Source organism: Nocardia sp. NPDC001965 (genome assembly GCF_053594175.1).
This window is the reverse complement of record NZ_JBSFDZ010000044.1, coordinates 23,542-36,177: the sequence shown is the minus strand read 5'-3', so window position 1 is coordinate 36,177 and position 12,636 is coordinate 23,542. Positions and strand designations below refer to the sequence as shown.

Annotated in this window: 11 protein-coding genes and 1 pseudogene; 7 read left to right on the top strand and 5 right to left on the bottom strand. The window is 69.6% G+C overall.

From position 1 onward, the window contains the following. Positions 1-414: 414 nt before the first annotated feature. The 4 genes from nirD (at position 415) to ACWCPQ_RS31320 (ending at position 4,259) form a co-directional block, all read left to right on the top strand. On the top strand, positions 415-813 hold the full coding sequence (gene nirD, locus ACWCPQ_RS31335; RefSeq protein ID WP_449905610.1) for a nitrite reductase small subunit NirD: 399 nt from the start codon (positions 415-417) through the stop codon (positions 811-813). Then, positions 810-2,030, top strand: coding sequence for a uroporphyrinogen-III synthase (locus ACWCPQ_RS31330; RefSeq protein WP_449905608.1), 1,221 nt, complete (start codon positions 810-812; stop codon positions 2,028-2,030). Before nirD ends, ACWCPQ_RS31330 begins: the two co-directional genes overlap by 4 nt. After that, the gene (locus ACWCPQ_RS31325; protein WP_449905606.1) at positions 2,027-2,905 is read left to right on the top strand and encodes a sirohydrochlorin chelatase; all 879 of its coding nucleotides are present in this window, start codon (positions 2,027-2,029) and stop codon (positions 2,903-2,905) included. Before ACWCPQ_RS31330 ends, ACWCPQ_RS31325 begins: the two co-directional genes overlap by 4 nt. A gap of 370 nt (positions 2,906-3,275) precedes the next feature. Next, a complete protein-coding gene (locus tag ACWCPQ_RS31320; RefSeq protein WP_449905604.1) occupies positions 3,276-4,259 on the top strand; it encodes an alpha/beta hydrolase in 984 nt (327 codons plus the stop codon). A 7-nt stretch (positions 4,260-4,266) separates the two neighbouring features. Here the strand turns inward: ACWCPQ_RS31320 and ACWCPQ_RS31315 are convergent, their stop codons facing one another. Next, positions 4,267-4,995 carry a hypothetical protein gene (locus ACWCPQ_RS31315; protein WP_449905602.1) on the bottom strand — a complete coding sequence of 243 codons (729 nt, stop codon included), beginning with the start codon at positions 4,993-4,995 and terminating at the stop codon, positions 4,267-4,269. A gap of 170 nt (positions 4,996-5,165) precedes the next feature. Here ACWCPQ_RS31315 and ACWCPQ_RS31310 point away from each other — a divergent pair. Continuing rightward, positions 5,166-5,288 (top strand): annotated as a pseudogene (locus ACWCPQ_RS31310) (molybdopterin-dependent oxidoreductase); the annotation flags it as partial. A 389-nt stretch (positions 5,289-5,677) separates the two neighbouring features. Here the strand turns inward: ACWCPQ_RS31310 and ACWCPQ_RS31305 are convergent. Beyond that, positions 5,678-6,169 carry a hypothetical protein gene (locus tag ACWCPQ_RS31305; protein WP_449905600.1) on the bottom strand — a complete coding sequence of 164 codons (492 nt, stop codon included), beginning with the start codon at positions 6,167-6,169 and terminating at the stop codon, positions 5,678-5,680. Between the two features lie 976 nt (positions 6,170-7,145). After that, positions 7,146-8,948 (bottom strand): NTP transferase domain-containing protein, encoded by a 1,803-nt coding sequence (locus tag ACWCPQ_RS31300; protein ID WP_449905598.1) that lies wholly within the window; start codon positions 8,946-8,948, stop codon positions 7,146-7,148. Between the two features lie 187 nt (positions 8,949-9,135). On the opposite strand from ACWCPQ_RS31300, the gene ACWCPQ_RS31295 reads away from it, so the two are divergent. Further along, complete coding sequence (locus ACWCPQ_RS31295) at positions 9,136-10,605, top strand: ABC transporter substrate-binding protein/permease (protein WP_449905620.1); 1,470 nt, start codon at positions 9,136-9,138, stop codon at positions 10,603-10,605. Beyond that, the gene (locus ACWCPQ_RS31290; RefSeq protein ID WP_449905596.1) at positions 10,602-11,393 is read left to right on the top strand and encodes an amino acid ABC transporter ATP-binding protein; all 792 of its coding nucleotides are present in this window, start codon (positions 10,602-10,604) and stop codon (positions 11,391-11,393) included. Before ACWCPQ_RS31295 ends, ACWCPQ_RS31290 begins: the two co-directional genes overlap by 4 nt. 81 nt (positions 11,394-11,474) lie before the next feature. Here the strand turns inward: ACWCPQ_RS31290 and ACWCPQ_RS31285 are convergent, their stop codons facing one another. Both ACWCPQ_RS31285 and ACWCPQ_RS31280 read right to left on the bottom strand, forming a co-directional pair. Further along, entirely contained in the window at positions 11,475-11,771 is a 297-nt protein-coding gene (locus ACWCPQ_RS31285; protein WP_449905594.1) for an MGMT family protein, read from the bottom strand. An 8-nt stretch (positions 11,772-11,779) separates the two neighbouring features. After that, entirely contained in the window at positions 11,780-12,556 is a 777-nt protein-coding gene (locus tag ACWCPQ_RS31280; RefSeq protein ID WP_449905592.1) for an alpha/beta hydrolase, read from the bottom strand. Positions 12,557-12,636: the final 80 nt, after the last annotated feature.

Below are 12,636 nucleotides of genomic sequence, written 5' to 3'. Positions count from 1 at the left end.
GGTTCCGCACAGTCTGCCCGGCATGCCCGGAGGAGGTAGCGGAGCGTGACCACGCAGGGCGTGCCGGGGAGGCCGGTTCCGCACAGTCTGCCCGGCATGCCCGGAGGAGGTAGCGGAGCGTGACCACGCAGGGCGTGCCGGGGAGGCCGGTTCCGCACAGTCTGCCCGGAGGAGGTAGCCGAGCGTGACCAGCGTCCGGGGTCGGAGTGGCGGTGCGGCCCGCTACCAGTGGGAAATGACGACTTAACCACCAGGAAACAGGTCGCCGGTACCAATGGGTAATGCGATACCTCCGCCTTCGCTTCGGCCGCCGCGGACCGCATGGTCCCGCTTCCGGGGAGGCGCAACGATGCGTTTCCTCCGTTTTTACTGCGGCCGCCGCGGACCGCAGGTAGTAGCTTCCGAGGAGGCATCATGACCGTGATCGATACCCCAGCAGTTGTTCCCGCCACCACCGGGTGGACTCGGGCCTGCCCGCTCGAATACCTGATCCCCGGCCGCGGTGTGGCGGTACTCCTGCCCGGCGGCGCCCAGGCAGCACTGTTCCTGCTGCCCGAGGGCACGCTGTACGCGGTCGGCAATATCGATCCCTTCGGCCGGGCCGCGGTGATGTCGCGCGGGATCGTCGGTGATCGCGGTGGTGAGCCGGTGGTCGCATCGCCGCTGTTGAAGCAGGCCTTCTCGCTGATCGACGGGCGGTGCCTGGACAACGACACGGAGAGCCTGCCGGTATATTCCGTGCGTGTGGACGACGGACAGGTGTCGATCTCGGACCGGCCCGTGACCGTGGCCCCGAACGGCTGCACAGCATGACGGTTCCGGACGCGAATACTTCGCTGGCCGGTTTCACGATCGGTATCACCGCGGCCCGCCGGGCCGAGGAATTCGCCACCCTGCTCACCCGGCGGGGTGCGTCGGTGGTCTCCGCGCCGGCCATCCGGATCATTCCGCTCGCCGACGACACCGAACTGGAGCGGGTCACCGGTGAGCTGGTCGCCGACCCACCCCGGATCACCGTGGCGACCACCGGTATCGGCTTCCGCGGTTGGATGGAGGCCGCCGAGGGCTGGGGTCTGGCGGAGCAGCTGCGGTCCACCCTGGGTGGCACCCGGATGCTCGCGCGCGGGCCCAAGGCCAAGGGTGCGATCCGGGCCGCCGAACTGCGTGAGGAGTGGTCGCCGGCGTCGGAGTCCTCGGCCGAAGTGCTGGATCATCTGCTGGCCGAAGGTGTCGAGGGTGTCCGGATCGCCGTGCAGTTGCACGGGGCCACCACCGAATGGGAGCCGATTCCCGATTTCTGTGAGGTGCTGCGCTGTGCGGGCGCCGATGTGGTGCCGGTGCCGGTGTACCGGTGGGAGCCGCCCGCCGACCGCGGCCCGATGGACCAGCTGATCGAGGCGATCGTCACCTCGGCGATCGACTGTGTGACCTTCACCAGTGCCCCGGCGGTGGCCTCGATGTTGATGCGCGCCAAGGAAACCGGGGTGCTGGAGGGCGTATTGCACGCATTGCGCAGCCGGGTTCCGGCAGCGTGCGTGGGGCCGATCACGGCGGCTCCGCTCGAGGAACTCGGTGTGCCCACCACGATGCCCGGCCGGGCCCGGCTGGGTGCGCTGGCCCGTCATGTCGCCGAGGAACTTCCGCGCCGCGCCGGGCGGATCAACGCCTGCGGTCACACCATCAGCGTGCGCGGCGCGTGTGTGGTGGTGGACGGCGAGGTGAAACAGCTCGCCCCGGCGCCCATGGCGCTGATGCGCTCGCTGGCCCGCCATCCGGGCCGGGTCGTCTCCCGCGAAGATCTGCTGGCGGCGCTGCCCGGTGGGGGCGACGATACGCATGCGGTGGAGACCGCGATCGCAAGGTTGCGGGCCGGTCTGGGCACGCCGAAGGCGATCCAGACCGTGGTCAAACGCGGTTACCGGCTGGCCATGGACCCGGCCGAATGTATCGACAACAATGCCGATACCGCATCCGCGGCGCCGGTTCCCGCGCGCAACGCGCGCTATATCCGCACGGTGGTCCCCGGATGAGGCCGCCGGTTCCCGCGCTGGTGCTGGTCGCGCACGGCACCCGCAGCACCAGAGGTGTGCAGATGATCGCCGGGCTGGCCGAAGCGGTCGGCCGGGAACTGGGCGCACCGGCGGCGGCGGACGGCCGGTGCGGGCACAACGCCGGCCCGGACCAGCGGGCCGCGAAAGTTCCCGGCGCGCACGGATACCCGGCCTGTGGTTGCGTCGCCGATCCGGCAACGGGCCGCGGACCGGGGGTCACCGCGACCCCGGCCGTGCGCACCGCGTTCGTCGATGTACTCGGCCCCTCACCCGCCGAGGTGCTGCGCGATCTGGCCGCGCGGTCCACTGCGGTCGGCGAAACCGTTCCCGCAGTGGTCGTTCCGGCTTTCCTGGCTTCCGGCTACCACGTCTACCAGGATGTACCCCGGGAGGTCGCGGAGAGCGGCCATCCGGCGGTGGCCGTCACCGCCGCGATGGGGCCGGATCCCGCGCTGGCCCGGGTCATGGCCCTGCGGTTACGGGCGGCCGGCTGGCGTCGGGGGGACGCCGTGGTCTTCGCGGCCGCGGGGTCTTCGGATCCGCGGGCCCGCGCCGATGTGCGCCGCGCCGCCGCCATGCTCACCGCGCAACTCTCGACTCCGGTGCGAACCGCCTACGTTGCCACCGGAACACCGCGGGTTCCGGAGATGGTGCAGCAGATGCGCGCGGCCGGGCAGGAGCGGGTGTTCGTCGCCTCCTATCTGCTTGCGCACGGGCTCTTCCACGAGCGGTTGCACGGAGCCGGGGCTACCGGCGTGGCCGAGCCGATCGGGGTCCACCCTGCCGTGGTCGGGTTGATCGCCGAACGCTACCGTGCCGCGGTCCGCGACGCGGACCGCTCGCGCGTGCGCTGACCGGCCACGACCGCGCCCCGGGGCCACAGTGACCTTTCCCGGTCCTGATCGGTCCTTATCGGTGGGTGGCCGGGGTGGTCGCGGCTCCGTCCCGGTTCGGCCGAGATCGGGCGAGTACCGCCGATGTGTCGGTTCGTGCACTGCCTCGCGGGGGCAGGCGTGCCGTTCGCCACGGGTGATTTCGTCGGTAGTCCTCAGCAGTCGGCCGGTTACCGGACGGTGCGTGGACGGTTTCGCGTACCACGTCCGGCTCCGCAGCGCAGATGCGGTCGCCGGGCCGGCGCGATCACGGCGTTGCGGGTGCACGCCCGGGAAGAACACGCGAGGTGAATGCGGCGGGCAGCCGTCTCCGCCGTGATAGAAACCACGCATGAACCGGCTGCCGCGTTGCCTGGTGTACCTGTTCACACTGTGTATCACGCTGCTACCCGCGGTATCGGCGGCGTCGGCGGAAGCGGCGGAGCCGGCCCGGATCCTGGATATGCGCCCGCTCGGCGGCCGGCAGTTCGAAGTGGTGGTTCATTCGGCGGCCATGGACAAGCCGATCACCCTGTGGATTTCGCATCCGGGTCCGGGCGCGCCGACGTTGTATCTGCTCAATGCCGTCGACGGCGGCGAGGACGGCGGTCCGTGGATGCGGCGTACCGATGTCGAGGAGTTCTTCGCCGACAAACCGGTCAATGTCGTCGTCCCGATGGGCGGCCGGGCCAGCTACTACACCGACTGGCTCACCGACGATCCGGTACTCGGCCGGAGCAAATGGGAAACCTTTCTGACCCGCGAGCTGCCCCCGTTGCTGGATGCCCGTTTCGGGTCGACCGGCCGCAATGCGGTGGCCGGCCTGTCGATGTCGGCGACATCCGCGCTGAATCTGGCGATCCGGGCACCCGGCCTGTACCGGGCGGTCGGCGCCTACAGCGGCTGTACCCGCACCAGTGATCCAGTGGCCCGCGCCATGGTGTATTCGCAGCTCGCGCTTTTCGGCGCGAACGCGACCAATATGTGGGGCGCCCCGGACAATCCGGCCTGGTCCGAACACGATCCGATGCTGCATCTGGACCGGCTGCGCCCGACCGCGCTCTACATCTCCGCCGGAAACGGGATACCGGGACAATACGACGTACTGAACTCGCGTGGTGTCGACGGCGATCCGCTCCGGCTGGCCGACCGGATGCTGGTCGGCGGCGCCATGGAGACGGCGGTCGGCAACTGCACCGGCCCGCTGGCGGCCGCCCTGGCCGCTGCCGGGATACCGGCGACCGTCCACTTCCATCCGGGAACCCACGCCTGGGCCTACTGGGAGGATGATCTGCACCGGTCCTGGCCCGTTTTCGCCGGCGCGCTCGGCGTCTGAGCCGGGATCAGACCCGGTACCACACGAACTTGTTGTCCCGGGTGGGGCCGTAACGGTCGATCTGATCGAACAGCAGGGCGGCCGGTTCCACCACCGCGCTGCGGCCCTGGGCGTCGTCGTATGCCACGAGGATGCCGACGAACGCGGCGTGGCCGTCGGCGGTCTGCCGATAGACCACCGCACCGGAGTCGCCGGCTTCGGCGCCGAGCGCATTGGTCGCGTACAGCCATTCCTCGTTGGCTTCGGTGATCGTCCCGCAGGTCCAGCCGGTGGTGGCGCCGATCTTGCAGATCTCTTGGTTGAGTTGCGGTTTCATGTCCACCGTGGACAGCCCGAACCGTCCCATGGACGCGGCGACGCCGATGCCCTCGTACAGGCGGATCAGCCCGAACCCGAACTTCAGGCCCTCGTCGGGGCGATGGAATTCGAAATAGCCGATCGGGTTCCCGACCTTATCGGTGACGATTCCCTCGTGGTAGCAGTGGCCGGCTGTCACCGCATACTGTGCCGGACCGATCGATCCGGTGAGCCCCACAGTGCAGCGGGTGGTCACCGCCTTGCCGTCGGCTATCTCGGTGTGCCGGATCTCCATCCCCGGAAACACCGTCACCGCGGGGGTGGCCGCGGCGACGGATCCGGGGATCAGCGCCGCACCGATCGCCGCGACCACCGCACATACGGCGGCTGTGCGGGATACCGGGCGCCGATTCCGCCCCCATCGGAAAACGCTGAACATCGCGTACCTCGAACCTGCTCGAGCGACCGCCGCGCGGTCGGATCGGGCAGTCAGCGTAGACGATCGGCGGCTGCCGTGCCGATTCGGCACTTCCCAGCGGCTGGAAAAGCGGATCGCCGCCGCCGTACGGCAGAAGGGCAGCAGGTGACGGCGGCCGCTTCTGGGTTTGTAACTGGTACGCCGACCTGCCGGTGGCCTCGCCGCAGGTTTTCGGCGATCAGACCGACGTGCCGGAGTCGGTGGACTGGTTCGACGCCGGTTATCTGATCATGTGGGGTTCCGATGTTCCGGTCGTTGAACGCAGCCGGGGCGGCCTTCGACCCCGGCGGTCCGAGCTGTCCCCCCGGGCCTACCCGGACTCGGCGTACATGTGGGCGAAGGCCGGGCAGTGTTTCCGGGATCTCGGCGAGAACGATCGCGCCGCGGTGCTTGCGCGGCAATCGCTCGAGATGAGTGATGGATACCGGCGGGGAAGGTGTTCCACCTTTGCTTGCTCGCATCGAGCTCGGTTCCCGAGGATCCGTGCGAGGCGGTCCGAATCGGTACCCGGGCGCTCGAGATGGCCGGTGCCGTGGAGTCTCGCCGAACGCATGCCTGTTTCCGTGATGTAAGAGCGCGCCTTGCTCCTTACCAGGAGATTCCGGTGGTGGCGGAGTTCCGTCGTGATCGCGTCCCGAATCCCTCATACCTCCAATGTCGTCGGGCCCTGCGGGTGCCGCTGTCGCTCAGGCATGGGGACAGTTCGGGGCGGCATGATCCCCTCGGGAACAGTCGGAAACACCGGGGCCAACGAATTGGATCCTTCGATGCCCAAATCCGCCTGTGCACGGCTGACGACTTCGTCGGCTTGCTCGAGCGTTCGCTCGACCGTGACGGCAATCCTGTATTCGGCAAACGACGAAAGTTCATCACCGGCCGAAGAGCGTTCGGTGTAGGAGGCGGGCACTGCTGAATCGAGGTCGGCCGCATTCAACACGTCCTGCAGTCGACAGACCATGTCCTTGATTTCTTGCAGGGCCATCGCCCCTACGGTCGCGACTCGTTGCGTAATGGTGGCAGCGGTGCCGTCGGCGCCATGCCACCCCGCCGAATGATGCTGTAGGACATTCTGGAGGGTCGAATACGATGCCTTGGCGAATCCGGCCAAATCGATGGTCGTATCGGCAGTCGGCACGGATGGATTTGCGGGTGGAGTTATGGGTGGGGGGACCGCATAGTCCGGGGTGACCAGCAAATCGGCCATATCCTGGAAGACGGACCGGGCCCTGACTATATAGTCGGCCAAGGCCTTCGATGCTCGGGATGGAGGGTCGAGTTCGACCGGCCGGCCCTGGGGCTTCGAAGGGGGCGGAGTGGGCGGCGGTCCCGGGGACGGCGACGGCGTGGGGTCGGTCACCCACTCGGCGACGTTGATCTCCAAAAGGCCGCCTTTGCTGTTTGCCGACAGTCGAGGGTGTGAGTGCACAGCTTCTCACTCGAACCGGTAGAGCGCTTCCCAGCAACGGCGGCCGAATCGGATCCAGCGAAAGGCTGCTGCCGTGCAAAGCGCGTGGGACCGGCAGGGGCCCTTGGCGCCTCATGCCCTGGTCTGTCCTGTCTCGAGTCAGTATGAGTGCCCGGTACACGCCCACGACGGTCGCCGCTCCGACGATCTCGCCACGTCCGATCACCTGCGCAGCTTCCGCGAGCGGCACCCATCGGATCGATTCTGTTTCGTTGATGTCGGGCCGGGTGTCGGTGAGGTAGGCCCAGCGTGCGAGGTGGATCGCCTGTGGGTGGTCGAGAATACCGATCGCGGGCTGATAGGTCACCAGGTGCACCATCGTGCGGGGCGCCGGCCGGTCGCCTCTTCGACCTCACGAGCGGCCGCTGCGGCCCGTTCTCGGCGTGGTCGACGTATCGACCCGGTAGTTCCCACACCCACTGGTCGATGATCCACCGGTGGCGGTGCATCAGCAGTGCCCTGCGACCGTCCTCGAGTATCAGCGTCATCGTCCACTGGTTACCGGCCACCCCTCTGACGTCGATGGAATCGCCTTCGGGCCCGTGCGCGATCGTCGTGACGCCGGTGGGCGCCGACGGAGCCGGCGATCGGCTGCACAGTAGGTGCCGTGCCGTGCCGCGCCATGTGCGGCCTCACCCGCTCGCGCTCAGGGCAACGGGATGAACTCGACGTTGTCGTCGTCCCGGGCTCCCGGCGCCACCACGACCAGACCGTCCCGGCCGACGAGACCGCCGAGGTGGGCGGTGCGGATGGCGGGATCGCCGATCCACCCGCCCTCGTCGCTGTACCGGGCGGGCACGATCCGGGCCACCGGACCGGAGATCTCGGCCGCATTGCGCAGTGGCCCGGTGGCGCGGCGCCGGGCCGGGGCGCCGGTGCGGCCGTCGACGATCGCGGGAACCAGGGCCAGCATTGTGGCGATCGCCGCGTAGGGGTTGCCGGGGAGGCCGAGAACTGTCGTTGCCGAGAGCAGTTCGGCGACGACGGTGGATCCGCCCGGCCGCAGGGCCAGCCGAGGTACCAGGAGGTGGCCCGCACAACGGTCGAGGGCGCCACGGAGCTGATCGGCCGCGCCCCCGCCGGTGGCGCCGACCACGACCAGCAGATCGCAGTCGGTCGCGGTGGCCAGGACTTCGTCGAAACCGTGGGCGGTATCGCGGAGATGGACCTGATCGATCACCGGGACGCCGTGGGCCGCCAGCAGATCGGGCAGGATCGGGCCGATCGAGTCACGGGTCTGACCCGCCTGCAGAGGGCCGCTGCTGCGGATCTCGTCGCCGGTCATCACGATCCGGGCGCGGACCGGGCCGCGGACGGCGGCGGTGGTGACCTCCACCGCGGCCGCCGCGGAGACGAGCGCAGTGGTCACCGGGGTTCCCGCCGCGGCGATTTCGTCCCCCGGGTCGCGGTCCTCACCGCGCCGGCGGATATCGGCGCGCAGGGGGGTGTCCGGCAGCCGGTACAGGCGGTCGGTATCGGTCCGGGTGAATTCGTCGCGCAGCACCCGGGTCGTGCCCTCGGGGACCTGTGCTCCGGTGGCGATGCGCACCGCCTCGCCCGGGTGCAGCCCGTCGGGCCGCTGTCCGCCGGCGAATCCGATATCGGCGCGCAGATTCCACGGGCCGTCGCCGGCCACCGCGTAACCGTCCATGGCCGAGACGTCGAAGCGGGGGAGTGCTTCGCCGGCCACCAGCGGTGCGGCCAAGGCGGCGCCCCGGGCCCGGCGCAGGTCCACCGGGCGTTCGGGAAGCCGGGTGAGGCGGTCGCGCAGTATGTGCCGGGCCCGGTCCAGCGGGATCGGGCCGGGATCCGCCGGTGGGCCCGGCCGGGTGGGCCCGGCCCCGGCTCCGCCGCGAACCCCGTTCGCCGGTGTATCGAACGCGGCGCGTGCCGCATCGATCTCGCCGGGGGTATCGCAGTCGTCGACCCCGGGGAGCGTGACGATCTTCGTGCGAGGCGGGACCAGGGCTTTCATCGGCTGATTGATCAGCGTCTCCAGTTCGCGGAGCCGGGCCATCAGCGACTCGGTCCGCCACACGCCGATGAGGTACTGGGGGCGCCCCGAGCTGTCGGCGGCGAACACCGCATCGAAATCGGCGCTGTGCCGCAGTAATTCGCTGATCGCGGTATCGGTGAGAAAGGGCATGTCGGCGGCGAGCACCACGATATGGGAGGCCGGACCCGCACCGAGCGCGGATATTCCGGCAGCGACGGCCGCCACCGGACCCGAGCCCGGTTCCCGCTCCCGGGTCTGCAGGATATGCGCGCCGAGATCGGGCCGGGGTGGCCCGACCACCACGGTCCGGCCGAGCGATGCCACCGCCGCCAATGCCGTTTCCAGCATGGATCGTCCGCCCACGACCAGGCCCGGTTTGTCGACACCGCCCATACGGCTGGCCCGGCCCCCGGCGAGCACGATCACGTCCGGGGCCAGCGGAGAATTCGGCATACGGTCATGCTATTCGCCGTCTGGGACGATGCGCGGCCGGTGGCGCCGCGTGGCCCGCCGGTGGGCGGGCCCGGCCCGGGAAGTCCGGCAGCCCGCGCGAACAGTCGGCTTCGGGCTCCCGATCGCATTACCCTCCAAGTGCCGGATACCGGTACCGGCCGATACGAGGGGGTCGCCTGTGCGACAGATGTTCAGGGGCGCGCTGCTGTTCCTGCTGCTGATACTCGCCGCGGCCACTCAGATGGGAGTCGCCGCGGCCCAGGATCCCGACCGGCCCGTGGTCCGCGTGGGCACCGAGGGCACCTATCCGCCGTTCTCGTTCCACGATCCGCGGACTCGCCAGCTGACCGGGTTCGATATCGAGGTGATAGAGGCGATCGCCGACCGGGCCGGATGGGACCTCGAATTCGTCGAGACACAATGGGACGCGATCTTTCCCGCGCTGGATTCGGGCCGGATCGACGTCATCGCCAACCAGGTCTCGGTCAACGACGAACGCCGCGGCAGATACGGTCTGTCCAGCACCTACACCTACTCCCACGGGGTGATCGTCCGCCGCACCGGTGACGAACGCATCCGGAGCACGGCCGATCTCGCCGACCGGACCACCGCGCAGTCGAGCACCAGCAACTGGGCCCGGTTCGCCCGGGAGGCCGGGGCCGAGGTCGAGGCGGTCGAGGGGTTCGCGCAGGCCGCGGCACTGCTCACCCAGGGCCGGGTCGATGCGATCGTCAACGACAACATCGCCGTCCTCGACTATCTGGCCAGTACCGGATCCACCGATATCGAGATCGTCGCCGATGCCGGGGCGGGAACCAGTGAGCAGGTGCTCGCCTTCCGCAAGGACGACGCGGCCCTGCTCGATCAGGCGAACCGGGCGATCGCCGCCCTGGCGGCGGACGGGACGCTCACCGCTGTGTCGCAGAAGTACTTCGCCGCCGATGTCACGGTGCCCGACGGCGGCGATGCCGACCTCTCCGGCGGCCGCGGCCACCGCAGTACCTGGGAGGTGCTGCGCGGGGCGGCGTGGCCGATGTTCGTCGGGCTGGTGAAGGTGACGATCCCGCTGACCGCGCTGAGTTTCGCGATCGGGCTGGTACTCGCACTGCTGGTGGCGCTCGCGCGTATCTCGCCCTACCGGCTGCTCGCCGGTCCGGCGCGGGCGTTCATCTCCGTCATCCGTGGCACTCCGCTGCTGGTTCAGCTGTTCATCGTCTTCTACGGGCTGCCCCAGATCGGCTTGAAGTTCGATCCGTTCGTCGCCGCCGTTATCGCGTTCAGCCTCAATGTGGCCGGCTACGCGGCCGAAGTGATCCGGTCGGCGATTCTGGCCGTGCCCAAGGGCCAGTTCGAGGCGGCGGCGACGATCGGCCTGGGTTATGCGCAGACACTGCGCCGCGTGATCCTCCCGCAGGCGAGCAGAACCGCGGTGCCGCCGTTGTCCAATACGCTGCTCTCGCTGCTCAAGGACACATCCCTCGGTTCGGTGGTGCTGCTGACCGAACTGTTCCGGGAAGCGCAGCTCGCGGCGGCCGAGAGCAACGACTTCCTCGCGCTCTACACGTTCGCCGCGCTGTACTACTGGGTGATCTGCGTCGCCCTGTCCGCCGCGCAGAAACGACTGGAGACCCGATTCGACAGGTATGTGGCCAGATGACCGACACCACCGAAAGCGGTACCGCGCCCGCCCGTATCCGGGTGCGGGGCCTGACGAAATCCTTCGGGGACCGGCAGGTCCTGCGCGGGATCGATTTCGAATCCGCCCGCGGGACTTCGACCGTGCTGCTGGGGCCGTCCGGATCCGGTAAGACCACCGTGCTGCGGTCGCTCAACGCACTGGATATCCCGGAGCGCGGCATCGTCGGCATCGACGAGGTCGAGATCGACTTCGCCCGGCTCCCGGCGGGCCGGGCGGGCCGCCGGGAGGCGAGCCGGCTGCGGGCACAGAGCGGCATGGTCTTCCAGTCCCACAACCTGTTCCCGCATCGCACGGTGCTGGAGAACATCATCGAGGGGCCGGTGGTCGCGCAGCGGCGTCCCCGGGAGTCGGCCGTGGTCGAGGCGAAAGTCCTGCTCGACCAGGTGGGACTCGGGGACCGCGCCGGCGCCTACCCGTTCCAGCTCTCGGGAGGCCAGCAGCAGCGGGTCGGGATCGCGCGTGCCCTGGCGCTGAAACCGCGAGTCGTGCTGTTCGACGAACCCACTTCGGCGCTGGATCCGGAACTGGTCGGCGAGGTGCTCGCGGTGATCAAGGATCTGGCAGCGCAGGACTGGACGATGGTGATCGTCACCCACGAGATCCGCTTCGCCCACCAGGTGGCCGATCAGGTCCTGTTCCTCGACGACGGCGTCATCGTGGAGCGGGGCCCGGCGGATCGGGTGATCGGCGATCCGCAGCAGGACCGGACGCGGCGATTCCTGAAACGGATTCTCGACCCCGGCTGACCGGCCCTGCGGCGACCGGGGTGGTGAGCGGCAGCAGGGGAACGGCCGAATCCGCCGGTCCCCGGCCCGGTCGCCGGTGGCTCAGTCGAACGGATGCCGCGTGCCGCGCAGATCGACCCGTCCGTCGATGACGGGCACACCCTCCGCCGCGAGCAATCGCAGCTGGCGCGTCGCGAGGTGGGCCGCCGGCCGGCCCGAGGCGCCCAGCACCCGGTGCCAGGGCAGATCGGCGGCATCGGTCCGCATGATCCAGCCCACGGTCCGCGGGGTGGACAGTCCCGCCGCCGCGGCGATATCGCCGTAGGTCGCGACCCGGCCGGCCGGAATCGACGCGACCAGTTCACGCACACGCTCGATCTGTTCGTCGGTGGTGGCCACGGGGCCGCCTACAGTGCGGCGCGGATCAATGCCGCGGTCTCGTGGGGCAGGATCTGGGCCACCATGTGCTCGCAGTCCCATTCGTGCACGGTCAAATCGTCGCCGAGGCGCTCGGCGAGAGCGGTGCGGAGACCGGGGGTGACGAACGGCGGGTCCACCTTCGTGGCCCGGACCAGCACGGTCGGGAGGCCGGGTGCGGGCAGTGCCACGGCACGGGCCAGCTGTCCCCAGTACGCGATCAGGGCCGCCGTATCCACCCGCCAGCGCATCCGGCCGTTCGCGGCGGGTACCAGATGTTCGTCGAGTTCGGCGCGCAGCAGTTCCGGCGCGACCGCACCCCAGCCGGTGGCGAGTTTGTCCATCCGGGCCTCGTCGGAATCGGTGTAATCGGGTGATTCGAGGGTTGCCTCGGCGATCTCGTGCAACCACGCCGGGTCCAGCGCCACGGCCGGATCGAGGAGTACGAGACCGCGGACGAGTTCGGGATGCCGCCGGGCCAGGTGCAGGGCGCACGCGCCGCCGAAGGAGTGCGCCACCACCAGCACCGGTTCGTCGGTTTCCGCGGTGATCGAGGCCACCAGATCCGCGACGATCGTTTCGAAATCCCACGGCGGGAGGGCGGTGGAACGGCCGTGTCCGCGCAGGTCGGGAGCGATCACCCGGATATCGGGCAGGGCCGCGGCGGCCAGCGCCTCCCAGCGTTTCCCGTGACCGGTGAGGCCGTGCAGGGCCAGCAGCACCGGCCCGGTGGCCGGGCCGAAACGATGAACATGCAGTGTGGACACGGTGACATTGTTATCCGAACACACCGACACCGCTGCGGGCGCGGGTCCGACGTGGTATCGGCGGTGTCGGCCCCGTCTGT

Bases quoted from the DNA above. Each gene is read 5' to 3' on its own strand.
- nirD (WP_449905610.1), top strand. From the start codon at position 415: ATGACCGTGATCGATACCCCAGCAGTTGTTCCCGCCACCACCGGGTGG.
- ACWCPQ_RS31330 (WP_449905608.1), top strand. From the start codon at position 810: ATGACGGTTCCGGACGCGAATACTTCGCTGGCCGGTTTCACGATCGGT.
- ACWCPQ_RS31325 (WP_449905606.1), top strand. From the start codon at position 2,027: ATGAGGCCGCCGGTTCCCGCGCTGGTGCTGGTCGCGCACGGCACCCGC.
- ACWCPQ_RS31320 (WP_449905604.1), top strand. From the start codon at position 3,276: ATGAACCGGCTGCCGCGTTGCCTGGTGTACCTGTTCACACTGTGTATC.
- ACWCPQ_RS31315 (WP_449905602.1), bottom strand. From the start codon at position 4,995: ATGTTCAGCGTTTTCCGATGGGGGCGGAATCGGCGCCCGGTATCCCGC.
- ACWCPQ_RS31300 (WP_449905598.1), bottom strand. From the start codon at position 8,948: ATGCCGAATTCTCCGCTGGCCCCGGACGTGATCGTGCTCGCCGGGGGC.
- ACWCPQ_RS31295 (WP_449905620.1), top strand. From the start codon at position 9,136: ATGTTCAGGGGCGCGCTGCTGTTCCTGCTGCTGATACTCGCCGCGGCC.
- ACWCPQ_RS31290 (WP_449905596.1), top strand. From the start codon at position 10,602: ATGACCGACACCACCGAAAGCGGTACCGCGCCCGCCCGTATCCGGGTG.